The sequence below is a fragment of the Pseudoalteromonas sp. GCY genome (assembly GCF_016695175.1).
Taxonomy (GTDB): domain Bacteria; phylum Pseudomonadota; class Gammaproteobacteria; order Enterobacterales; family Alteromonadaceae; genus Pseudoalteromonas.
Genome location: NZ_CP068023.1, coordinates 674464 through 698507, shown reverse-complemented (window position 1 = coordinate 698507; position 24044 = coordinate 674464). Strand labels below are relative to the sequence as shown.

The 24044-nt window shown below is 43.0% G+C and carries 19 protein-coding genes; 4 read left to right on the top strand and 15 right to left on the bottom strand.

The window, feature by feature from the left end:
* The first annotated feature begins 4 nt into the window (after positions 1–4).
* The gene (locus tag JJQ94_RS08195; RefSeq protein ID WP_099030538.1) at positions 5–1927 is read left to right on the top strand and encodes an EAL domain-containing protein; all 1923 of its coding nucleotides are present in this window, start codon (positions 5–7) and stop codon (positions 1925–1927) included.
* Positions 1928–1960: 33 nt separating this feature from the next.
* Here JJQ94_RS08195 and trmB read toward each other — a convergent pair whose 3' ends face one another.
* From trmB to JJQ94_RS08150, 9 genes are all read right to left on the bottom strand, one after another.
* Positions 1961–2626, bottom strand: coding sequence for a tRNA (guanine(46)-N(7))-methyltransferase TrmB (gene trmB, locus JJQ94_RS08190; RefSeq protein ID WP_099030537.1), 666 nt, complete (start codon positions 2624–2626; stop codon positions 1961–1963).
* 104 nt (positions 2627–2730) lie between these two features.
* Positions 2731–3498, bottom strand: a complete 768-nt coding sequence (locus JJQ94_RS08185; protein WP_010605731.1) for an ABC transporter permease — start codon at positions 3496–3498, stop codon at positions 2731–2733.
* 2 nt (positions 3499–3500) lie between these two features.
* Complete coding sequence (locus JJQ94_RS08180) at positions 3501–4421, bottom strand: ABC transporter ATP-binding protein (RefSeq protein WP_099030536.1); 921 nt, start codon at positions 4419–4421, stop codon at positions 3501–3503.
* 6 nt (positions 4422–4427) lie between these two features.
* A complete protein-coding gene (locus JJQ94_RS08175; protein WP_010368503.1) occupies positions 4428–5051 on the bottom strand; it encodes a flavin prenyltransferase UbiX in 624 nt (207 codons plus the stop codon).
* 5 nt (positions 5052–5056) lie between these two features.
* Positions 5057–6400: a UDP-N-acetylmuramate:L-alanyl-gamma-D-glutamyl-meso-diaminopimelate ligase gene (gene mpl / locus JJQ94_RS08170; RefSeq protein WP_099030535.1), complete on the bottom strand. Its 1344-nt coding sequence runs from the start codon at positions 6398–6400 to the stop codon at positions 5057–5059.
* Positions 6401–6916: 516 nt separating this feature from the next.
* Positions 6917–7690, bottom strand: coding sequence for a CsgG/HfaB family protein (locus tag JJQ94_RS08165; RefSeq protein WP_010368506.1), 774 nt, complete (start codon positions 7688–7690; stop codon positions 6917–6919).
* Positions 7691–8140, bottom strand: a complete 450-nt coding sequence (locus JJQ94_RS08160; RefSeq protein WP_172439942.1) for a curli assembly protein CsgF — start codon at positions 8138–8140, stop codon at positions 7691–7693.
* Between the two features lies 1 nt (position 8141).
* The gene (locus tag JJQ94_RS08155) at positions 8142–8531 is read right to left on the bottom strand and encodes a CsgE family curli-type amyloid fiber assembly protein (RefSeq protein ID WP_269093181.1); all 390 of its coding nucleotides are present in this window, start codon (positions 8529–8531) and stop codon (positions 8142–8144) included.
* A gap of 116 nt (positions 8532–8647) precedes the next feature.
* Entirely contained in the window at positions 8648–10171 is a 1524-nt protein-coding gene (locus JJQ94_RS08150) for a curlin (protein WP_099030532.1), read from the bottom strand.
* Between the two features lie 627 nt (positions 10172–10798).
* Here JJQ94_RS08150 and JJQ94_RS08145 point away from each other — a divergent pair.
* Together JJQ94_RS08145 and galU are read left to right on the top strand one after the other, a co-directional pair.
* A complete protein-coding gene (locus tag JJQ94_RS08145; RefSeq protein ID WP_301180972.1) occupies positions 10799–13297 on the top strand; it encodes a S8 family serine peptidase in 2499 nt (832 codons plus the stop codon).
* Positions 13298–13895: 598 nt separating this feature from the next.
* Positions 13896–14792, top strand: coding sequence for a UTP--glucose-1-phosphate uridylyltransferase GalU (galU, locus tag JJQ94_RS08140; protein ID WP_017217087.1), 897 nt, complete (start codon positions 13896–13898; stop codon positions 14790–14792).
* A 691-nt stretch (positions 14793–15483) separates the two neighbouring features.
* Here galU and JJQ94_RS08135 read toward each other — a convergent pair.
* The 3 genes from JJQ94_RS08135 to JJQ94_RS08125 form a co-directional block, all read right to left on the bottom strand.
* Complete coding sequence (locus tag JJQ94_RS08135) at positions 15484–15930, bottom strand: REP-associated tyrosine transposase (protein ID WP_099031880.1); 447 nt, start codon at positions 15928–15930, stop codon at positions 15484–15486.
* An 854-nt stretch (positions 15931–16784) separates the two neighbouring features.
* Positions 16785–17231, bottom strand: a complete 447-nt coding sequence (locus JJQ94_RS08130) for an REP-associated tyrosine transposase (protein ID WP_099031879.1) — start codon at positions 17229–17231, stop codon at positions 16785–16787.
* Between the two features lie 441 nt (positions 17232–17672).
* Positions 17673–18068 carry a VOC family protein gene (locus JJQ94_RS08125; RefSeq protein ID WP_099031878.1) on the bottom strand — a complete coding sequence of 132 codons (396 nt, stop codon included), beginning with the start codon at positions 18066–18068 and terminating at the stop codon, positions 17673–17675.
* Between the two features lie 21 nt (positions 18069–18089).
* Between JJQ94_RS08125 and JJQ94_RS08120 the strand changes: the two genes are divergently transcribed.
* On the top strand, positions 18090–18380 hold the full coding sequence (locus JJQ94_RS08120) for a ribbon-helix-helix domain-containing protein (RefSeq protein WP_099031877.1): 291 nt from the start codon (positions 18090–18092) through the stop codon (positions 18378–18380).
* A 10-nt stretch (positions 18381–18390) separates the two neighbouring features.
* On the opposite strand, the gene JJQ94_RS08115 is transcribed toward JJQ94_RS08120, so the two are convergent.
* From JJQ94_RS08115 to JJQ94_RS08105, 3 genes are all read right to left on the bottom strand, one after another.
* On the bottom strand, positions 18391–19068 hold the full coding sequence (locus JJQ94_RS08115) for a hypothetical protein (protein WP_172439989.1): 678 nt from the start codon (positions 19066–19068) through the stop codon (positions 18391–18393).
* Positions 19069–20389: 1321 nt separating this feature from the next.
* Positions 20390–22006: a hypothetical protein gene (locus JJQ94_RS08110; RefSeq protein ID WP_099031875.1), complete on the bottom strand. Its 1617-nt coding sequence runs from the start codon at positions 22004–22006 to the stop codon at positions 20390–20392.
* A gap of 365 nt (positions 22007–22371) precedes the next feature.
* Positions 22372–23970: a hypothetical protein gene (locus JJQ94_RS08105; protein WP_099031874.1), complete on the bottom strand. Its 1599-nt coding sequence runs from the start codon at positions 23968–23970 to the stop codon at positions 22372–22374.
* Between the last annotated feature and the right edge of the window lie 74 nt (positions 23971–24044).

Here is a 24044-nt window from a genome sequence, read left to right as displayed (position 1 = left end):
TATCATGAATACTCGGAGTATCGCTCAACCACTCAAAGCTAAATCTAAGCAGCCTACGGCAAAAGCGACTCAGCTTTTAGGGCCCACAAGTTACACTTCCCGACTCCCAGTTGCTTGGCTCGTTTTAGCCTCTTTTATCTTTTTAGCTGCCCTATCGATTTATGTTATCGCCAACTATTATGATACGCGCCGCGATATCATGGCAAGGATCGACGCCCAGCTAATCAATGCTGCCACCAGCGCCAACGTCATTGTAGGCAAAAAATATCACGAGTCACCAGAGCAAATAACCCCTGCCGAATTTAAGCAAAAAAGTCATGCCCTCACCGAACTTGCCCGTGCTCTAAATGTTGAATACGTCTACACCATGGTGCTTAAGCCGCCTTATGTGCACTTTACCGCGTCCAGTTACACCCGAGAAGATCTTAAACTCAACCGACTTACACGTTATCAAGATGTTTATTCAGAGGCCTCAATTACCCTAAAAAGCGCCTTTCATTCTACCGAACCTGTATTTGAAATAGCCAAAGACAAATGGGGTCACTTTAAAAGTGTGTTTATTCCTTTTGTGCTACCCGATGGCACTACTTATATAGCAGGTGCTGACTTAACCATTCACGATTTAGAAAGTCGGTTACAAGAAAGCGTGATGGATGCCGCCATTGACGCTAGCTTCTTTTTTGTGATGTTTTTGGTCGTCGTGAGCTTGTACTTTATGTACTACAAGAAGACTTTAACAACGGATAGTCGCACCGGATTTGGCAACCGAATCGCCCTTGAGCAAGCACTTAAATATTCTAAATCGCAACACCTATGCTTAAGCGTGGTGTGGGTGAAAGAGCTTGAGGATATCATTAGCTTCTATGGCACGGAAGTCGGCGATAACGTTATGGCTAAAGTCATGAGCTACTTTGGCGAGTTTACTCATCCGTTTGAGGTTTATCGCCTTACCACCTCTAAAATTGCGCTAGTTACCAGCATCGAAAATGGTGAGCATTATTTGGCGAACTTAACCGAGTCATTCCCTTGTGCAAAACCCATATACGACGCGCCGCATTTATACGTTAATTTGTGTGCGGGTGTTGCTAAAGGCAATTGCGCGCTGTTACTTGAAAATGCCTTTCTCGCGCTACGTCAGGCTCAACAGCAAAATACCCAAGTGTGTTATTTTGATTCTCAGCTGCAACTGAATCCTCAACAACAATCAAAAAATCTCCACCTCACCCGTTTACTGCAAAGCGCGTGTGAATCAGACCGCATCATTCCTTTCTTTACGCCGCGTAAAGCTTGTCACGACCATGCTGACATTCAGTATCACTGCACGGCACGCGTCCTTAACGAGCGCGGCGCTATCATCGATGCTGAACATTTTTACCCAGTGATGAAGCAACCAAAACTCCGCGCCCAAATTAGCATGAAGCTACTTGAGTTATGCGTCACCCGGTTTCGTAAATCAAACCATGCTTGGAGCATGCAATTGAGCCACAGTGAAATCGCGGATGCGGAATATTTTGAATATATCAGCCAGATCCTACGCCGTTACCCGCAGCCTCAGCTCATCACATTTGAGTTTAATGAAACGGATGTACTCAAAAACTTTAGCGATATGAGCTTAATGATGCAGTCGTTAAAAGCAAAAGGTGCAAATGTTGCGGTAACGGGTGTGAATAGCGGTTTTCTTACCATCAACCGGATCTTAAAACTCCCACTGGATGCCATTTGTTTAGAAGCCAGTATTTGTGAAAACTTGGATGAAGATGAGATGCTGCTGAGCTCCATTGAATATCTTGCAAGTCATTGCAATGCCAAGCGGATCGACTTGATTGTACCCTGTGTTGCCACCAGTAAACAGGCAAAACAACTGGAAGCTGCAGGCGTTGCAAGATTAGAAGGGAGTTGGATAGGCAAAGCAAGCGGCCATCTTTAAGCCGCTTATACCAACCTGAAGTGCCGGATTAAATTAAAGTGTTACGACTAAGCGGGTACTTGATTGACCACTTGCCCAATACTTACGCTCAAAGGGCGTAATAGCCTCATCACTTTCATAGGCTTCCACTTCAACATCAACGCCGCTAAGCGCCAAAGCTCTGGCAAACTCTTTTACATAAATATCCCAATTACTGCGCAGCTCCAACTTGCCGCCTAGCTTCACGATAAAAGGGAACACCGCGCTACCATGCCAGCGTCTTTGAATGTGTTTAGCTTTCGGCCACGGATTAGGATACAGTAAATAATGGTGAGTTGGCTGCCAATCGGCTTCCAGCGCTAATCGCCAAAAGTCATTGAGATCGGCTTGCACCAAAATATATTGGCCTTGCTCCGTTTGTTTATATTCAACATCGTGTTTATCTAGTCGATGCGCAGACTTGTCGATGCCAATTACCAACGCATCAGGGTGTCGCTTCGCCAAATTTGCAGTACTTTCACCAACACCACAGCATGAGTCCAAAATAATTGGTCCATTAAAGGCCTGCACTCGTGCATTAACCTCATCAAAAGCATTTTGTGTATGTGCCGCAATGGGCTTTTTAAACTCAGCGGTTAGATGCTTAGTAACGATTTCATCGAGCTTTTCATGTAGCCCTTGTTGATTAGTGGTGATACTACGAGAGTTTGCTTCTGTCATAACCAGTCATTATTAAGGGGGAATGGTAAGGATTTTACCTGAAATAACGCAAGAGCGCTGCAATTGATGACAACGCTCATTTTTCCAAATTAACGCTATTTACGTTAGTGTCTTAGTCCAACACCGCGTTTAATTAAGTGCAGTGACAACCAAAATAGACCACATATAAATACACCTAATACCGTAAAGGCGACGCCAATATCAACATCCGAGACACCTAAAAAGCCAAAACGGAAGGCATTTACCATATAAATGATTGGATTTACCTGCGACACACCCTGCCAAAACTCTGGTAGCAATGTGATTGAGTAAAATACGCCACCAAGGTAAGTCAGGGGTGTCAGTACAAAAGTCGGAATAATACTAATATCGTCGAAACTGTTGGCAAACACCGCATTGATCAAACCGCCTAATGCAAACACGGCTGACGTTAAAATAACCGTAATAACGATAACCGCTAGATTGTGAATTTGAATATCCACAAAAAACAGACTGACGATAGTAACAATAAGCCCAACGAGCATACCTCGCGCCATACCACCGCCCATATAGCCAAGTACAATAATATAGTTAGGCACAGGTGCAACGAGTAGTTCTTCAATGCTCTTTTGAAACTTGGTGGAATAAAAACTCGAAGCAACGTTAGAGTAGGAGTTGGTGATCACCGACATCATGATTAAGCCAGGTACAATAAACTCCATGTAGCTAAAGCCACCCATATCACCAATGCGCGAGCCGATTAAACTACCGAAGATCACAAAATAAAGTGTCATGGTGATCGCTGGCGGTACTAAGGTTTGCACCCAAATACGCAAAAAACGAATACACTCTTTTATCCAAATACTTTTTAACGCGACGCCATATTTCAACACGATTATGCCCCTCTCCCCTGCTCCAGTAAGCCAACAAACAACTCTTCTAAGCGGTTAGCTTTGTTACGCATACTTAATACTTGATTACCTTGCTCTGTGAGTTGTGTGAATACCCCATTGAGCCCTTGCGACTTAGCTACCTCTACCTCAATAGTATGGTCATCGACGGTGGTAAATTGGTAGCCATCGAGTGCCACTGGCTGCATGGGTGGCTTTAGATCAAGTACAAACGTTTCTTTGTCTAACTTTGCGAGTAATGCCTTGATGGTCGTATGCTCAACAATCGTGCCTTTATCGATAATCGCAATATTACGGCACAACAGCTCAGCTTCTTCTAAGTAATGCGTTGTGAGAATAATCGTTACGCCTTGCTTATTAATTTCACGCAAAAAATCCCACATAGAACGGCGTAGTTCTATATCCACACCAGCCGTGGGTTCATCCAAAATAAGAAGCTTAGGCTCATGCATCAATGCTCTTGCAATCATCAAGCGCCGTTTCATACCGCCGGATAACGTTCGAGCTTGCTTGTCTTTTTTATCAAATAGTCCTAGCTGCTTGAGATATTTCTCGGCTCGCTGATGGGCAACGTCTCTTGGCACACCATAATAGCCCGCCTGAGTCACTAGAATTTGGTTTAGCGTCTCGAATTGGCTAAAGTTGAACTCCTGTGGTACTAAACCTAAGTTCGACTTAGCCTCTTCCAAGTGAGTATCAATACTATGACCAAAAACCTCTACGCTGCCTTGGGTTTTATTCACCAGTGAGGCAATAACCCCTATTGTGGTAGATTTACCCGCCCCATTTGGACCGAGCAACGCAAAGAAGTCGCCTTCTTGAACTTCGAGATCAATGCCTTTAACGGCTTCGACGCCGTTACTATAAACTTTTTTTAACCCTTTGATGTTCAGTGCTATTGTCATATTTTATTATTCTCCATAACCCCAGCGCTTAGCTAAGGTATGTTCGATGTGTAGATGATCTAAAATACGGGCCACCATAAAGTCGACCAAATCGTCGATACTTTGTGGCTGATGATAAAAACCAGGCGCTGCAGGCATTATCGTTACACCCAAGCGGCTAAGCTTTAGCATGTTTTCAAGATGGATCGGACTAAAGGGCGTTTCTCGCGGCACTAATATTAATTGGCCACGTTCTTTGATCACCACATCTGCCGCACGCTCAAGCAAATTATCAGATGCCCCAAGCGCAATGGCTGACACGCTTCCTGCGCTACACGGACACACCACCATCTGCTTAGGTGCGGCCGAGCCGGATGCCACAGGACTAAACCAGTTATCTTTACCAAATACCTGAATTTGCTTCTCTTTAGCACAGAAAAGCGCCTGTAGTTGCTCCGTTGCTTTTTGTTCATTACCAGAGAGCTTTAGATTAGACTCGGTATCTAACACCACTCTGGCTGCACTCGAGATTAGCACGTAAACTTGATAGTTTAACGACACCAATACCTCGAGTAATCTCAGTCCGTAAGGAGCGCCCGACGCACCACTAAAGGCCAGCGTAATTGGCCCATTAAATGTTTGTTCTGACATAATGATTACTTTTTCAATGCAGTTAAAAGTTTGTCGTGGATGCCACCAAAACCACCATTACTCATGATCAGCACATGTTGGTTTGGTGCTTGATTTGCCACAACCTGTGCGACAATCTCATCTACGCTTGCAAAACACTGACGACCCGCGGCTTCGGCTTGTGCTTTAAGAGACCAAGATAAGCCATCTGGTTCGAATAGATACACTTCATCTGCAACATCAAGTGATTGCAATAAGGTTTCTTGATGAATGCCCAGCTTCATCGTATTTGAGCGAGGCTCTAAAATAGCAATGATAGGTGCATCTCTGACTTTGGCTCTAAGCCCTGCAAGGGTCGTTGCTATTGCCGTGGGGTGATGCGCGAAGTCATCATAGACAGTGACGCCATTGACCTCCCCTTTAATTTCCATACGGCGTTTGGGAGAAATAAATTGCCCTAGCGCTTCGATACTTACCTCGATTGGAATGCCCACATGCCTTGCCGCCGCAATCGCCATCATGGCATTTTTGACATTATGCACACCAATCGCTTGCCAATTTACTTCGCCTTTTTCTTCGCCCTCAAATAATACCGAAAAGCGAGAGCCGTCAGCCTTGAGCAAGTTATACGACCATTCTTTACCAAGGGATTCCTGCTCGCTCCAAAAACCGCGTTCAATAACGTTTTGTAGCGCAGTATCATCCGCTGGATATACGGCTTTACCTTGGCTGGGTAGCGTGCGAATTAAATGATGAAATTGGGTTTGAATGGCATTTAAATCTGGAAAAATATCAGCGTGATCATATTCAAGATTATTGAGTATTAACGTGCGAGGTAAGTAATGGACAAACTTGCTGCGTTTATCGAAAAACGCCGTATCGTATTCGTCGGCTTCGATAACAAAGAATGGCGTATCTGACGTGCGCGCCGACACACCAAAGTTTTGCACTATGCCACCAATCAAAAAGCCCGGGCGCAACCCTGCGTATTCGAGTAACCACGCTAACATGCTTGCAGTGGTTGTTTTGCCATGCGTTCCGGCCACAGCCAACACCCATGACTGGCGTAATACATGGTCTTTTAACCATTCAGGGCCTGAGGTATAACGCATACCTTTTTCTAAAACATATTCAACGCACGGATTGCCACGGCTCATGGCATTACCGATGATCACCACATCAGGCTCATCATCGATGAGTTGCTTAGGGTCATAACCTTGAGTTAATTCAATACCGAGTGATTCGAGTTGTGTACTCATCGGCGGGTAAACATTGAGATCTGAACCTGTGACTTTGTGCCCCAATGATTGAGCGATGGCTGCGATCCCGCCCATAAAGGTACCGCAAATCCCTAAAATATGTACGTGCATGATGTTAGCGTTCTTTATTATTTCATTGCTGTTTAGATTAACATACTCAGCTTATTGGTGGCTGACTTTATTGTTGAATCTCATGCACCAGTATTATTCTTTATTTTAGGGATGGAGCTAGAGGACGTGTTCAAGGTTGTGTCTTGCTTAAAGATTTGTCGTGCTAAAGCACGACCTACGGTTGGTGTGCGTGCCATACAAAAGGGAGCGTTGTGGTAAAGGTTTGTCGCGCTAAAGCGCGACCTACGGTTGGTGTGCGTGCCATACAAAAGGGAGCGTTGTGGTAAAGGTTTGTCGTGCTAAAGCACGACCTAAGGTTGGTGTGCGTGCCATACAAAAGGGAGCGTTGTGGTAAAGGTTTGTCGTGCTAAAGCACGACCTACGGTTGGTTATGCGTGCAGTGCAAAAGGAAGCGTTGTGGTAAAGGTTTGTCGTGCTAAAGCACGACCTACGGTTGGTGTGCGTGCCATACAAAAGGGAGCGTTGTGGTAAAGGTTTGTCGTGCTAAAGCACGACCTACGACGCGGTAGCTGCCGACCACACGCCTTTTTCAATGCCTTGTTGTACCATCAAAGTTAGCGCTTTTTCTATCGCTTGGGTTACACAAATGTGCATCGGTTCATTATCGCTAAACCCCGCTTCGGCTTCAGCCAAACGTTTATAACTCACATAGCGGAAAAACCCTGCCCGAACCTCCATGGATAGCACCTTTTTGCTACTCGCGACAGAAAGCAGCACTTGCCCAGTACGAACATCAACTGCACGCATATAAATGGAGATAACATCCTCACGATAAAGCTCAGATGCACCTATGCCAAAATATTCCATACCCAAACCGCCTGTGCGGATATTAGAGTCATAGCTGATGATCCCGCCTTCTAAAATGATCTTTGCGGTCATTAAAGGTGGCAAAGCGTTTGTGTCGTTATCATCACTTGCTGCACGAATAATTTTGCGCTCAGTCAGCAAGTTTTGCAGTCCTTCACGTTCTACCGGAATAAACCAATCCGTTTCGTGTAGTGCCTGCATTAAAATAGAGTTAGCGCCTTGAGTCACCGCTGTTGAAAATGAACTTACATTATCTTGTGGTTTGTATTGCCCAGTTTGATCCCGAAATGAATAAACAGAAACGGGAATTCGCCCTTTCGGTGTGGGTAAGTTTTTTAGTTCTGCAAAGGTTTCAGTGTCGGTCAGCTCAATTGCTACACTTTGCGAAGGAGGCAACACACGAGACATGCTAGAACAACCGCCGAGCAGTAACAAAAACACCAATAAAATGACGCGGAGCATTTAATATCCTCCACCAGCCGATGAGGCAAACCTGGGTACCTCTAGAATGGTTTCTTCACCCGATGCTGTATTTGTTATTCTAACCGTGATGGTGTCGGGTGTACTGGTGATCACTTGGATTTGATAGTCGCCACTCATAAACGTCGCGTCCTGATCAAAAATACTGTCTTTAATGTCATCACCAAACGCTACATCCGTGATTTCTCTGACCAAACGGTTAAGATACGTACGCTCGAGGGATTCCTGAAACTTTTCATCATAGGTTTTTTCTATGATTGGTGCTCTGTGCTTATTCTGAGATTGTGCTTTACTCAGTAACATATTGGCATTTAACGGGTTACCACCAAATGCTGGGTTAATTGGTTTGTATACCAGCTCAGTCGCTGCCACATGAGCACTACTAAGTAGCATTAAACCAACGAACATGATTGTTGTTTTTATTGTTGTCATTTTACCACCCGCTCGCTGCTAGATCTTCAGAGCCATTCTGTTGATATTGTTCTCTCGCCATCGCATCCATAATGGTGAAAATAGCAGTTTCAACTCGTTCATCAACGGAGCCGCCCCTTCTTCCCATTGCTGTTGCGTATACTGCGCGACTGTTCATTAATACCTCTAACCGAGTGCCAGCTCTTGGCAAAACCGTTTCTTTAACCGTGATATTAATTCCCGAGGTGTTAGGAACATCTCTCCACAGCTGTGAAAATTGAAAGTAAAACTGGTGACCAAATCGGCTAATACTCTGATCCATCACTAAACCATCAATTTCTACATCTTCTTGTGCACTTAGTGAAAATGTAGAAGCGAGCATAGCGCTCAAGAGTGTTATTATTCTTATCATTATTTGTTTACTCACGGCGTAGAATATCTTTACTGACGAGATTCACATTGATGTTTTGGTTAGCTGAATAGTACAAAATATGGGGGCTGGTTTTGCCCCCTATCTAAATTACTTAGTTATTGCTGAGTGATAGTCGCAACGTTGTTGTCACCAACCTGAGTTACGGTAATGTTTTGACCACTACCTGTAATTCCACCTTGGACTAAGTTGCCGTCACCAATTTGGCTTACCGTAAACGCATTATCATCGCCATTGATGATGAATGCCTCAGAACCCATACCCATCACAAAGTTGTTGCTACCATTTTGTGTGATGTCTAGCATATTGCGACTACCTTCGAGCATCAGATCAATCGCGTTAAACTCGCCAGACTGCGCAATATCTACTTGGTTTGAGCTACTATCAAATACGCTGCTCATAGTCACAACAACACCGTTGCCTGTGCCACTTTGTGAAATATCAACTGCGTTATCATTACTTGCCAGGCTAACGTCTGGATAAGATGACTGCACCACTGCCTCGTTTTCATCACCCGTTTGGGTAACATCAACATCATTATCACTACCGTTGAAGTTCGCAACGTGTGCGATGTTCGCATCACCTACTTGAGTTGCTGAGAATTCATTGTTCTCGCCAGCAACACCAAGATACATCTCGTTGCCATTACCTATCTGCATCGCGGTAAATTCGTTATTATCGCCAATCACGTCTGCTTGGACTTTATTTTCGTCGCCACGCTGCTCAGTCATCACTTCATTGTCGTTACCAACTAATAAATCTGATGCGAAGGTGTTAGTTGAACCTTCCTGATCGATATTAAGCTCGTTATTGTCTCCAGTAATTTCAAACACGTTAACCGTATTGCTATCACCTTCCGATTGCTCGATCTCAACTTGGTTGTCATCACCAATCACAGTCTCTACAGAGATAACATTGAAGTTACCGCTTTGGCTCGATTCAATTTCGTTTTCATTACCTTGTAGACTAACTACTTTATATTGGTTGTACACACCGTCTTGATCTAAGGTGATTTGGTTCATGTCACCTTGTACTGACTCAAGTGTCGCTTCGTTCCACGTCCCTGTTTGTGTCGCTGTTACTTCGTTTTGGCTACCTTGCATATTTAGGTTGTAGAACCATTGGCCACCAGAGCCTTGAGATACCGTAATAGTATTTTGATCGCCATTAATGACATTGATGGCTTCGTTGTTAATCCCAAGGATCCCGCTACCTGACTGCTGAATATCAATCGCGTTATCGTCGCCAGTAACTTCCGTTAATGCGCCATTAGATTCACCATCTTGGCTATATACTTGGTTATTGTTGTTACCGGTTGTCGTAATAATAGCGACGTTACCAGTACCATTCTGATCGGCCTCAGTAATATTGTTGTCGCCAATCGTAGTCACATCTGTCAGGTTAGAAGTACCCAGTTGCACCGAAGCTAACTCGTTACCACCTTGGCTACCTGACGTTTGTGAAAGTTTGAGTTCGTTACTTGTTCCACTTGCACGCTCCACTTGTGAAAGTGCAGAAGTTGAAAGTGGTTTATTATCTGATTTTGCCTCAGCATGTGCTGTAACTGAATGTGTTAGCGCAAGCGCGATAGCGCAACTCACGATTGATTTTGAAAACTTCACACTGTTCTCCTTAGAGATTTATTATATTATTTTTAAATTAAGCGTTCAGTGCAGGCATTGAGTTGTTGCCGAACTCAGCCAACTGCAACTTTTCACTTAACTAACGTCCTGTTATGACTCATTACTCTTGAGCCGCTCCCACTTGTGCCAGTTACCAGAGTGTTACATTTTTAGTGAAAAACATAATCTATATCAAAGTCAGCAAATTCATATGTTGAAATAATATATTTTATTACGTCTTGTCACCTTTAACTCTAAGATGGGAACAACCGAAGATAAATAAGAAGATTTTATGAAAAAAATACTCCAATAGTTTCAATAAAGTACAAAGATAAAGTCACACAAAATTACGAATAAAATATGGAGGTACAAAAAAAGTATGACTAAAGTTCAATCGTACCCATATCCACTCACCCCATAAAAAAGAACCAAATAATCTATTCCAAAAATTAAAAATCAGTAAAAAAAACTGATTTTATTAATTAACTCTTTTTTTACATTGCACTGCTCAATATCTGGGTCTAGGTTTTAAGACGTTGCCAAAAAGACCACAGCCACTACCAGAAAAACTACCAACTCAAAAATTGTGTATTGATGGATACGCTTGAAATTAAAAAGGTTATTAATATGAGATCTAAACTTTCTGCATTGTCTTTGGCTTTGCTTCCTGTACTTGCTTTCACTTCTCAAGCAGCAGTTCAAATCGAAACAACAACTGCAACCGCTGATGACAGCATCTTAGTTGTGTTTAAAGAAAACACTTCTGCTGCACTTCGTGCCAATGCAAGAAACCTTGTAAAAGCAAAGATGGCGGATTTGAACGCTGATGGCGTAGACGACAAATACCGCCATGTTTTAAAAGGTCGCCTAGCAAACTTTAAACTAGATAGCATCACGGCAAAGCAAGCAATTGAAAAACTAGCTAACCACCCGGCCATCGAATATGTCGAGCCTGACTATCAAGTAAAAGCACTTGGCATTCCAGACGATAGTCGCTTTGATGAGCTTTGGGGCATGCATAACACAGGTCAAACTGGTGGTACGGCTGATGCCGATATTGATGCCCCTGAAGCATGGGATATCACTATTGGTTCACGTGATGTGATCGTCGGTGTGATCGATACAGGTATTGATTATACTCACCCAGATCTCGCGGCAAACGCATGGCGCAACCCAGGAGAGATCGCTGGAGATGGCATTGATAATGATGGTAACGGCTATATTGATGACGTTCACGGTATTAACGCAATCACAGGCAGTGGCGACCCGATGGACGACCAAGGTCACGGTACACACGTTTCAGGTACTATCGGAGCATCAGGCAACGACGCAACGGGTGTTGCTGGTGTTAACCATGAGGTCTCAATAGTAGGCTGTAAATTCCTAGATGCATCAGGCTCAGGCTCAACTTCAGATGCGATTGAGTGTATTGACTATATGGTTGCGCTTAAAAATGCCGGTCACAACGTTCGCGTTACTAATAACAGTTGGGGTGGCGGCGGCTTTAGCCAAGCACTTTCTGATGCAATTACTGCAAGTGAAAATGCAGACATCTTATTTGTTGCCGCAGCAGGTAACAGTGCGGTAGATAACGATGTAAACCCTCATTATCCTTCAAGCTACGAGCACGACAGCGTATTCTCTATCGCAAGTACAACCCATACTGACGCGATGTCTTCATTTTCACAATGGGGTCTCACGTCTGTAGATATGGGTGCACCAGGTAGCGCTATTTTATCCACCGTCCCAGGTGGTGGTTACTCAAGCTACTCAGGTACTTCAATGGCGACGCCTCACGTTGCAGGTGCGGCGGCTCTGGTACTGTCTATCAACCCGACACTCACTGCAATTGAGCTTAAAAACCTACTGATGCAAAGTGGTGATGTTAATGCTGACCTTACCGATAAAACTGTGTCTGGTAAGCGCTTAAATGTGAATCAAGCTGTAATTGATGCCGATCCAGAGCCAGGCTTTAGAGTATCAGCTCGTCCAGCTAATCAAGAAATCACAGCGGGCGATACTGCAACATACGAATTTACTTTTGCTTCAGTCGCTGACTGGCAGGGTACTATTGATTTGTCTGTTACTTCACCAATTGCAGGTGCAGCGCTGTCTGCGACTACTGCAATGCCAGGCGATACAGTAACACTTTCTGTACCAACTACAGCTTCAACTCAGTGGGGTGAGTATAGCTTCACGCTTAACGCAACATCTGGAGAGCTTGCAGATCAAGAGCAAGTAGGGCTGTATGTATTACCTCAAGGGTTAAGCGATTTCAGCTATGAAAATACTACCGCGGTAAACATTCCTGATAACGATGCTTCAGGTATTACTTCTGTGATCACTGTGGCTGACACCGTTACTGTATTTGATAGCAATACTTTAGTGGATATTACACACACCTACATCGGCGACTTAATTGTTACGCTTACTTCTCCTGCTGGAACCGTAGCAACACTGCATAACCGTCAAGGTGGCGGTGCAGATGACATTAACCAAACCTTTAACTCTGCGGCATTTAATGGTGAAGTTGCAACGGGTGATTGGACATTGTCTGTCTCAGATAATGCCGGTATCGATACTGGTACATTGAACAGCTGGACTCTAAACCTAACAGGTTTAGGCGAAGCATCACCTCAACCTCCTGTTGCGGGCTTTAGCTTTGCAGCTTCAGGCCTTGCCGTGACATTCACTGATGAAAGCCGTGATCCGAATGATGATATCGTTAGCTGGGCATGGGACTTTGGTGATGGCAGTATCAGTACTGACGCAAGCCCAATTCATGAATTTGCAGCATCTGGTGAGTACAGTGTTTCTCTAACGGTAACAGATAGTGAAGGCAACAGCAACACTACAACACAGTCTGTTGTGGTAAGCGCTGATGAGATTGAATTATCTGTTGCTCGCGTGAATAAATCTCGCTTAGGTTATATCCGTGTTGAACTTGCATGGCAAGGTAGCAGCGCTGATACAGTGACAATTTACCGTGATGGTCAAGCTATTGATACAGTGCCAAACTCAGGTAAATTCAGAGATTTTTCTCGTAACTTAGAAGCAACTAGCTACACCTATAAAGTGTGCCAATCTGGTGATATCTGTTCGAATGAGATCACAGTTAACTTTTAATTATTCCGTATCTAAAGAATAACTGAAGCCCCGAAAGGGGCTTTTTTATTCCTACTATCCAATTTAAATTTAACGTACGGCCTAAAAATAACCGAATAAAATAGATATGATATATAACCCTATAAGTTACAGATCGCGATAAAAGCAGTTGTAATGCAAGCTAACATCGCTTTGATGAGATAAATATGCTACGCCTTCACATTCAACCCACATTCCTACCGTAAAGTCGACTTAATAAAAAATTAAGCCGAATTTAATGTTTCACTAGATAGAGCCTAATGTGTAAGACAAAATCAGTTTGGCTTCTTATGCACAGTAACTCTCAATTGAGATATGTAAAAGCGTAGAAAGATCAAAGCTGTAATCTCCAAAATCAGTGCTCATTCAGCTCTCGTCGTTCATGATGTTTTCATTCGCCTAATGGCTTGAGCAAATAGCCCAAAATAGCGAAAAAGCGAAGCAACGGCATAAAATGAAGTATTAGAGTATACTCCTGAATACTATTGAAGAAATTGCAACTTAATCTGGTTTGCAACTTTTGTATGAAGCGCTACAATGCGGGGTGAAAATTGGAAACCAGTCAAAATATGGACTTTTTATGAAAGCAGTTATTCCTGTCGCGGGCCTTGGTACTCGCATGCTCCCAATGACCAAAGCCATTCCTAAAGAAATGTTGCCTTTGGTAGATAAGCCACTCATTCAATATATTGTCAAAGAATGTGTTGCTGCGGGTATTAAAGAAATTGTGTTAGTGACTCACTCATCAAAAAATGCAATTGAAAACCATTTTGATACCAGCTTTGAATTGGAAGCAACGCTCGAAAAACGTGTTAAGCGTAAACTTTTACAAGAAGTACGCTCGATTTGCCCTGAAGACGTTACGATTATGCATGTTCGTCAGGGTGAAGCCAAAGGTCTTGGCCATGCGGTTTTGTGCGCGCAACCTATTGTTGGGGATAATGATTTTGTTGTTGTACTGCCCGATGTCATTTTGGATGAATATACAGCCGATCAGGGAAATGAAAATTTAGCTGCAATGCTATCTCGTTTCAACCAAACGAAAGCTAGCCAAATTATGTTAGAGCCCGTACCACAGCAGGATGTCTGTAAATATGGTATTGCTGATATCAACGGTGTGTCGTTACGTCCAGGTGAAAGTAGTGCAATAAAGCATATGGTAGAAAAGCCAGCCATAGAAGAAGCTCCTTCTAATCTAGCAGTTGTTGGTCGCTATGTGCTTTCTAAAAATATTTGGCCACTACTAAGAAAAACCCCAGTCGGTGCTGGTGGAGAAATCCAGTTAACCGATGCTATCGATATGCTGATGGAACAGGAAACCGTTGAGGCTTTTCATATGAGCGGTCGTTCGCACGATTGTGGCGACAAGCTTGGTTACCTTAAAGCCATCGTTGAATATGCTATTCGCGATGAGCAATTAGGTGAAGAGTTTTCGCAATTTTTGAAACGCTTTCATCAATTAAGCCTAGCTTCTTAATTTGTCGCGGGGTAAACCCGCTGCTACAGGTTTATTCACATTCGTAGCAGCGACTTTATGTCGCAACAGTCAACCTTGGTCGCGGGATAAACCTGCTGCTACAGGTTTATGCACATCCGTAACAGCGACTTTAGGTCGCGATTGTTTTCGTACCTTTACGTCACGACTCCGTTTAATGATTTTATGTCGCGATTACCAACCTTGATCGCGGGATAAACCCGCTGCTACAGGTTTATGCATATTCGTAACAGCGACTTTAGGTCGCGATTGTTTTCGTACCTTTACGTCACGACTCCGTTTAATGATTTTATGTCGCGATTACCAACCTTGATCGCGGGATAAACCCGCTGCTACAGGTTTATGCATATTCGTAACAGCGACTTTACGTCGCGATTGTTTTCACGCCTTTACGTCGCGACTCCTTTAACTATTTTATGTCGAGATTGCAAACCTTGGTCGCGGGATAAACCCGCTGCTACAGATTTTTGCACATTCGTAGCAGCGACTTTAGGTCGCGACTGTTTTCATGCCTTTACGTCGCGAATCCTTTAACGATTTTATGTCGAAATTACCAACCTTGGTCGCGGGATAAACCCGCTGCTACAAGTTTATGCATATTCGTAGCAGCGACTTTAGGTCGCGATTCCTTTGCTTTGGGTCACGATTGTTCAACTGCAATCACCTTAACAAATCACGCCCAAATACAAAACCAATATGGATATTCCCCCACCCGCTTTACAAGATTAGCCCTGACAGGATTCTGTATTATATACCTTGCTTGTTCTTTTAAGTCGTCTTCACTTCGAATTAAATGTTCATAATAACCTTTTTGCCATAAACCAAATACTCCGAAAGAACGTAAACTGGTTGCTATGCGACCTTTTATCGCTCGAATAGCATCTGGTAACTTTAAAGAACCATTTAATTGTATGATTAAATGCAGATGATCTGGCATTAATACGAAAGCAATGACTTTAAAAAGTTGCCCCTGCTCACAAGCCATGATCGTCTTAGCGGCCTCAGCACAAATCGTAAAGGAGTTAAAGTACGATTTTCTATCTTTGCACGCTAAGGTAATTGCATAGAAATGATTTACGAGTGAGACCCGCTTATTCCTCAAGTTTTGACTTTTGTACATGTTATATCCTTATAACCCTGCATACTTAAAGAATAGAGCAGACTTGAAAGAGAGCAAGCTTCAAAAGTATATTGGAATCAACCTTGTTCGCGGGATAAACCCGCTGCTACAGGTTTATGTGCATCCGTAGCAGCGACTTTACGTCGCGATTGTTTTCATGCCTTTACGTCGCGGAATAAGCCCGCTGCTACAGGTTTATTCACATTCGTAGCAGCGACTTTACGTCGCGACTGTTTTCATGCCTTTACGTCGCGGGATAAACCCGCTGCTACAGATTTTTGCACATTCGTAGCAGCGACTTTACGTCGCGATTGTTTTCACGCCTTTACGTCGCGGGATAAACCCGCTGCTACAGGTTTATGTGCATCCGTAGCAGCGACTTTAGGTCGCGACTGTTTTCATGCCTTTACGTCGCGGAATAAACCCGCTGCTACAGGTTTATATGCATTCGTAGCAGCGACTTTACGTCGCGACTGTTTTCACGCCTTAACATCGCGGCACCTTTAATGATTTTATGTCGCAACATCAATCCTAGTCGCGGGATAAACCCGCTGCTACAGGTTTGTCCACATTCGTAGCAGCGACTTTACGTCGCGACTGTTTTCATGCCTTCACATCGCGGCATCTTTAACGATTTTATGTCGCAATTGCCAACTTTGGCCGCGGGATCCCCCCCAGATACAGGTTTGTGTACATTCGTAGCAGCGACTTTACGTCGCGACTGTTTTCATGCTTTTATGTCGCGGGATAAACCCGCTGCTACAGGTTTGCGTATATTCGTAGCAGCGACTTTAGGTCGCGACTGTTTTCACGCCTTTACATCGTGATTGTTTAACTGCAATCACCTTAATAAATCACACCCAAATACAAAACCAATATGGATATTCACCTACCCGCGTAACAAGATTAGCCCTAATTGGATTCTGAATTATATACCTTGCTTGTTCTTTTAAGTCGTCTTCACTTCGAATTAAATGTTCATAATAACCTTTTTGCCATAAACCAAATACTCCGAAAGAACGTAAACTGGTTGCTATGCGACCTTTTATCGCTCGAATAGAATCTGGTAACTTTAAAGAACCATTTAATTGAATGATTAAGTGAAGATGATCTGGCATTAATACGAAAGCAATGACTTTAAAAAGCTGCCCCTGCTCACAAGCCATGATCGTCTTAGCGGCCTCGGCACAAATCGAAAAGGAGTTAAAGTACGACTTTCTATCTTTGCACGTTAAGGTAATTGCATAAAAATGATTTACGAGTGAGACCCGCTTATTCCTCAAGTTTCGACTTTTGTACATGTTATATCCTTATAACCCTGCATACTTAAAGAATAGAGCAGATTTGAAAGAGAGCAAACTTCAAAAGTATATTGGAATCAACTTTGGCCGCGGGATCCCCCCAGATACAGGGTTGCGTACATTCGTAGCAGCGACTTTAGGTCGCGATTGCTTTTACGCCTTGTTGACGTCGTGACACTTTTAACAATTTTATGTCGCAATAACCAACCTTGGTCGCGGGATAAACCCGCTGCTACAAGTTTATTCACATTCGTAGCAGCGACTTTAGGTCGCGATTGCTTTTACGCCTTGTTGACGTCGTGACACCTTTAACAATTTTATGTCGCAATAGCCAACCTTGGTCGCGGGATAAACCCGCTGCTACAGGTTTATTCACATCCGTAGCAGCGACTTTACGTCGCGATTGTTTTCACGCCTTCACGTCACGGGATAAACCCATTACTACCGATACACATCGCTTTTTTCAATTACTTCAATATCATAACCATCAGGATCTTTAATAAAAAAGAATCTTGCTATTAATACATTTTGATTATAAAAATCTTTGATTTCTTTAGGGCAATAACTATTCTTTTGAGCCTTGTTGTAGACAGCCTGCAAGCTATCCGTGGCGAAAGCCAAATGCCCATAGCCATTACCGATTGTATAATCTAGCGTGGTGTCATGATTCCAAGTTAGCTCCAGTTCAAACGAAGTTTCATCGTTGCCAAGGTAGATAAGAGAAAAATCATTAAAGTCAATGCGTCGTTTCACTGCCAACGCAAATACATCATGATAAAATTTAATTGAGCGATCAGCGTCTTTCACTCTGATCATTGAGTGGATCATTTTTGCCATTACTTTACCTACGGAATTTATATGTGTGAACTCTACGCATCAACTGAGCCTCATCGTTACGAAGTAACCAAACGTTCTATTCGCATTCAAGGAGCTGTTACTAGCCTCGCGTTAGAAAATGAAATATGGCAAGTTTTAGAAACCATAGCTCAACGGGAAGATCTGGGCCTTGCCGAGTTTATTTCTTTACTTTACCAAGAAGTAATTGAACGTCATGGTGAGATCAAAAACTTGGCGTCTATGCTGCGTGTTACTTGCTTAACTTATCTAGCAAATAATAATGCGCTTGACGTAAGAAGTGGTAGTAACTGAGTACTACGTTTTAGTGCCGCTCCAAAAAGCGTTGCCATGTGATATTGGGATTAATAACCCGGATCGGAGAAATAACCTGCTTGAGCAAGTGAAAAGGTGGGCGCGTAACTTCATGTCCATCTTGCTTTAAACCCAATAAATATTGAAAACTGTCTTTAGTCCCGAGCTGAATAGCTGATATTCTGATTTGTTGCTCGAAGTTTAGTCGTAAACTGCTGATCGCCGTTTTCATTCCTTGCTGATCAACATTGGGTAAACCACATTTTTGTAGATACCCTTGTCTTTCCCCCTCTCCAGAAAACCATATTCTAACTTTCTCGCTATAACGACCAGTTTTTGCAGGTAAATCAAACATAAGACGTCGATGTCCTTGCTGTTTTACCAATGTTAGATATTGCTCCAATCCTGCTTGCCATAATGCAGGATGAATAGGCACCACTCGCGATTGAATCTTACCGTGGGTGTTAAAGTGAAATACATGAACGTGGTCTTTGTAGTAAACATCATCAAGTGTAAGTGAGCCAATTTCATCACTATACGCACCGGTGTAATAACTCAGCAAAGGTAGCCAAAAATGCCAATGTTTAGGCTGCTCACGCTTTAGTTTTTCATCTGAGTAGATATAACCGTTAAACAAGGTATGAAGCTCCATAGTGGAAAATGCTCTGCGGCCTAAATGAGATTTCATACTGTAGTCAACGTATTGAGTATACTAAAGATCTTAAGTTTAACGGTTTTTGGTCATTTTCGGAAGTTTGATAGTCACCTTCCCACCTAGACCCAGGCTTGTCCGTCGGCAGGAGCGTCATAGCGTCACCTTTACATAAAATTATAGAAAGAATCGCGACATAAAGGTATAAAGACAGTCGCGACCTAAACTCATAAAAAGAGTCGCGACATAAAGTCGCTGCTACGCCTAATTCGTAGCAGCGGGTTTACCCCGCGATAAAAAACGAATAACGGCGACAGGAGCTTCACAATAAAAAAGCCCATGACATAAGCTCATAGAAAGAATCTCGACATAAAGGCATAAAAACAGTCGCGACATAAAGTCGCTGCTACGCAAAATTCGTAGCAGCGGGTTTATCCCGCGATAGAAAACCAATAACGGCGACAGGTTCTTCACAATAAAAAAGACCGTGACATAAGCCTACAGAAAGAACCTCGGCATAAAAGCATAAAAACAGTCGCGACATAAAGTCATAAAAGAGTCGCGACATAAAGTCGCTGCTACGCCTAATTCGTAGCAGCGGGTTTATCCCGCGATAGAAAACCAATAACAACAGGATCTTCGCAATAAAAAAGACCGTGACATAAGCCTACAGAAAGAACCTCGGCATAAAGTCATAAAAACAGTCGCGACATAAAGTCGCTGCTACGCCAAACTCGTAGCAGCGGGTTTATCCCGCGATAGAAAACCAATAATGGCGACAGGATCTTCACAATAAAAAAGGCCGTGACATAAGCCTACAGAAAGAACCTCGGCATAAAAGCATAAAAACAGTCGCGACATAAAGTCGCTGCTACGCCAAACTCGTAGCAGCGGGTTTATCCCGCGATAGAAAACCAATAATGGCGACAGGATCTTCACAATAAAAAAGACCGTGACATAAGATCATAGAAAGAATCTCGACATAAAGGCATAAAAACAGTCGCGACCTAAACTCATAAAAAGAGTCGCGACATAAAGTCATAAAAGAGTCGCGACATAAAGTCGCTGCTACGCCAAACTCGTAGCAGCGGGTTTATCCCGCGATAGAAAACCAATAATGGCGACAGGGTCTTCACAATAAAAAAAGACCGTGACATAAGCCTACAGAAAGAACCTCGGCATAAAGTCATAAAAAGAGTCGCGACATAAAGTCATAAAATGAGTCGCGACCTAAAGTCGCTGCTACGAAAGAAAGGTTAATTCTGGGAGTATGATTTATGAATAAAAATATTTAAGATTTAGGCAAGAAAAAAGCCGCGTCTCCGCGGCTTAACTGATTGGACTAATCATTCTGTACTTAACTACCCGTTACAGTGTCACAAGCTACTGAAACATCGATAGTTTCATCTGTTCCATCTGGCGTAATAGACGTTGTAAATGGTGCTGAAATTCGAGGATCTACGCTAACAGCATATGACGCGACATCACCGTTTAGTGCTGACAGTGCAAAAGTACCGTCACCATTGTTCGCTGCAGTGCGGAATGGCTTAGTCGTACTTGATCTATACTTTACAATCGCACCAGGGATAACTTCTGTTACCGTTGTATCGTTAGAACACACAGCTCTAACAGTTACATTTTCATTAACAGTGGTTTGAATTGGATTTGCTAGCGTGATCGAAACTGGGCCATTACATACCTGAACTTCAGCATTTGTTGATGAAGCATTCCCCCACACGTTACCTGCTGCGTCACGGATAACTACACGTGCTGTTGCTGTTGAGCTAATACCATAACGCGCTGAAGTGCTAGCTGAAACAACTGTTTTTGATGTACTACCACCACGTAAATAACTTGATACACTCGCATCAGCAGAGGTCATACTCACATATAGACCTGAACTCGGCACAGTATCGCCAGTCACATTAACTGTAATACCTTGCGTACAAATTGGAACTGAACGAGACAGTGTAAAAAACGTAAGGTGATCGGTTTTAAAAGATGCTTTGTAAGCCGTGCCTTCAGCGTTTAACGCACCAACGGTTGCTTTATTCGTTTCTGACTGCCATTTACCAGTATCTTCGTTATTTGAAGAAACATCAAACTGGTCTCCCGTTTGAATTGTTCTATCACCAGATGGTGCTAAGGTTGCGACAGGAAGTGAAACAGAAACATCGATCTCTTGGCTAAATTGTTTGATCTTAGTTCCATTGTTATCTTGCATAACGATATTACTTACACCAACTGGCTTTTTAATGCTGGTTGTACTACCAGCACTTAACCCAGCAGGCAAAACAGCTGAAATCTTGCTAGACGTAGGATCCGCAGAGCCAACAGTTAATGATACAGAAGTACCCGTAACGGCATTACCACTTGCATCTCTTAGTTGCACGCCTGCAGGAACAGTTACATCAGAACCTGCTTTACCTTTTGCAGCCGCAGCTGTAACAGGAGAGGCTGTTGTTGCATTAGTCACACTTTCAGAAACGCTTGCTTCAACAACTTCGTCACCACCTTTTGACACAAGTGCCAATTCAGCTTCTAGCGTTGCTGCAGAATCTTCATTACTTAAGTCGATGTCAAAGCTTTTTGAAAAATAACCATCAGCAGCGACTACTGCAGTTACAATCCCAACATTCGCCCCTTCTTTTACAGTAAAGGTATAGCTACCATCTTCTGTTGTGATCTGAGTGATTGCGTCGCCATTGACGTTAACCAAATTTGACGTTGGCTCTCCATCTTCAAAAAAGGTAATTGTCGCCGGCGCAACGATATCAACAGTATCAACATCAACTACGTTACCACTTACAGCAAATGCTAAAGCTGCTGGCGTTTCTGGTGCAACAACTACCGGATCTGTTGGCTCAGGTGGCGGAGTGATTACCACATTGTTATCGTCATCGCTAAAACAGCCCGAAAGTGCTAAAGCTGAAGCTACAGATAAAGCGAGTAAAGATTTTTTGTTCGAAATCATGATTGGTCCTTGTTCCCTTTTTTGAAAGTGCCAAGCGGCACTAACGCGCGTTTTATTACATCGAAACTTAAATATAGAGAAAGTTCAAAGATTGTCCAGCTAGTAATTAAAATATTTTTACACTAAGGTTTGCTAATTCGCTCTTGATTGACGTGAGTTGCCAAGATAAACAAGTGTTTTTACTTCATAGCCTTAAGTTATCGTAACGACCACTAACATATTTTAAATACAAGGTTGCACGACAACGTCTTTTAATAGACACCACTGAATAAGAAACAGACACAAAAAAGCCGCATTTAAGCGGCTTTTTAATCTTACTAAGACGTAAATTGCCTTAATGAAGGCAAAATCTTAGCCGATAGTTATTAAGAACCAGTTACTTCGTCACATGCTACAGTGATTTCAGCTGACTCGTCAGTACCATCTGCTGTGATAGTAAAGTTTTGCGCGCCAAGACCCGCAAATTTTGCACCACGTGGTACAACGCGTACCTCGTATGAAGCAGCTTCTACTAGGTCTGTTAGCTCGTATGTACCGCCAGTACCAGTAGCTGATTCAAAACCTTTGTTTTCTAAACGGTACTTAACAACCGCGCCTGCTAGCGGTGTAGTTACTGTGTCGTCGTTTTCACAAACAGCAGTTACTGCGAATGACTCAGCAACAAGTGTAACAGGGTTAGCTAGCACAACGTTTACGTTACCACACACTGACACTTCAGTTTCGCTATCGAACCATGTGTTACCGTTTTTGTCTTTAACAGTTACACGTGCTGTTGCATCAGCAGCAATACCTTTTTGTGATGCCTTGTTTGCAGAAATAACAGTTTGTGATGTAGAACCTGCTTTTGCTTGTACAGAAGCTTTATAGTCGCTAGATTCCATCTTAACAGTTAAACCGTTAGCTGGGATTTCATCACCAGAGAAAGTTACATTGATGTCTGATTGACATGCATCGAATGTATCTACAGCAGAGAAGAACGTAAGGTGGTCAGTCATGAATGAACCAGCGTATGTGCCGTTTGCTTCATTTAATGCACCAACAGTTACTTTATTTGTCTCAGTAGACCAAACACCAGTATCTTCGTTGTGAGAAGTTAGCGTTAGTTCATCACCTGTTTTAACAACTTCACCGCTACTCAGTGTAGTTGTAGCTGGAATTGCCATTGTTACTTCGATAGGCTGGCTAAACTTCTTGATTTTGTTACCAGCATCGTCAGTCATTACGATGTTAGTTACAGCAACTGGAGTTTTAACTTCAGCAGCACCTGCTGCGTTAAGACCTTCAGGAAGAATCGCACCCGCACTTGCTGATGTGCTATCAGCAGCAGTAACATTTAGTGAAATTGTAGAACCTGACACTGGGTTGTTGTTTGCATCAAGTAGCTGAGTATTTGCTGGAACCGCTACGTCAGCACCTGCTTTACCAGATTCAGCTTTTGCTGTGATTACTTCAGCAGTCGTCGCATCAGTTACAGAAGCTTCTACCACTTTATCTGCTAGGCCTTCAGCATTTTTAGAAACAAGCTCTAGTTGTGCAGGAACTACTGACTCGCCTTCAGCAAGTGTTAAATCAACAATAAAGCTCTTAGATACATAACCTTCAGCTGTTACGTTAACAGTAATTGAATCAACAGAAGCGCCTTCTTTCAGTGTGAAAGTAAAGTCACCTTCAGTTGCGTCAATCACGTTTACTGCAGTGCCATTTACGTCAACAGTGTTTGCACTTAGTTCACCATTTTCAAGTAGAGTTACTTGAGCTTTTATCGCGTCGAAGTCTGCATTAACAACGTTACCGTTTACAACTAGTGCTAGTGCATCTGGAGTCTCAGGTGCAACGATTACTGGATCAGTAGGCTCTGGTGGAGGCGTGATAGTTACGTTGTTGTCATCATCGCTAAAACAGCCTGAAAGCGTTAGCGCAGACGCTACAGAGAGCGCAAGAAGAGATTTTTTATTTGCAATCATGATTAGTCCTTGTTTTCCTTCTGTTAACTTACGCCAATTTGACGCGTTAACTCATAAAAAAAGCCATATTACGA

Bases quoted from the DNA above. Each gene is read 5' to 3' on its own strand.
- JJQ94_RS08195 (WP_099030538.1), top strand. From the start codon at position 5: ATGAATACTCGGAGTATCGCTCAACCACTCAAAGCTAAATCTAAGCAG.
- trmB (WP_099030537.1), bottom strand. From the start codon at position 2,626: ATGACAGAAGCAAACTCTCGTAGTATCACCACTAATCAACAAGGGCTA.
- JJQ94_RS08180 (WP_099030536.1), bottom strand. From the start codon at position 4,421: ATGACAATAGCACTGAACATCAAAGGGTTAAAAAAAGTTTATAGTAAC.
- JJQ94_RS08175 (WP_010368503.1), bottom strand. From the start codon at position 5,051: ATGTCAGAACAAACATTTAATGGGCCAATTACGCTGGCCTTTAGTGGT.
- mpl (WP_099030535.1), bottom strand. From the start codon at position 6,400: ATGCACGTACATATTTTAGGGATTTGCGGTACCTTTATGGGCGGGATC.
- JJQ94_RS08165 (WP_010368506.1), bottom strand. From the start codon at position 7,690: ATGCTCCGCGTCATTTTATTGGTGTTTTTGTTACTGCTCGGCGGTTGT.
- JJQ94_RS08160 (WP_172439942.1), bottom strand. From the start codon at position 8,140: ATGACAACAATAAAAACAACAATCATGTTCGTTGGTTTAATGCTACTT.
- JJQ94_RS08155 (WP_269093181.1), bottom strand. From the start codon at position 8,531: ATGATAAGAATAATAACACTCTTGAGCGCTATGCTCGCTTCTACATTT.
- JJQ94_RS08145 (WP_301180972.1), top strand. From the start codon at position 10,799: ATGAGATCTAAACTTTCTGCATTGTCTTTGGCTTTGCTTCCTGTACTT.
- galU (WP_017217087.1), top strand. From the start codon at position 13,896: ATGAAAGCAGTTATTCCTGTCGCGGGCCTTGGTACTCGCATGCTCCCA.
- JJQ94_RS08135 (WP_099031880.1), bottom strand. From the start codon at position 15,930: ATGTACAAAAGTCAAAACTTGAGGAATAAGCGGGTCTCACTCGTAAAT.
- JJQ94_RS08130 (WP_099031879.1), bottom strand. From the start codon at position 17,231: ATGTACAAAAGTCGAAACTTGAGGAATAAGCGGGTCTCACTCGTAAAT.
- JJQ94_RS08125 (WP_099031878.1), bottom strand. From the start codon at position 18,068: ATGGCAAAAATGATCCACTCAATGATCAGAGTGAAAGACGCTGATCGC.
- JJQ94_RS08120 (WP_099031877.1), top strand. From the start codon at position 18,090: ATGTGTGAACTCTACGCATCAACTGAGCCTCATCGTTACGAAGTAACC.
- JJQ94_RS08115 (WP_172439989.1), bottom strand. From the start codon at position 19,068: ATGAAATCTCATTTAGGCCGCAGAGCATTTTCCACTATGGAGCTTCAT.
- JJQ94_RS08110 (WP_099031875.1), bottom strand. From the start codon at position 22,006: ATGATTTCGAACAAAAAATCTTTACTCGCTTTATCTGTAGCTTCAGCT.
- JJQ94_RS08105 (WP_099031874.1), bottom strand. From the start codon at position 23,970: ATGATTGCAAATAAAAAATCTCTTCTTGCGCTCTCTGTAGCGTCTGCG.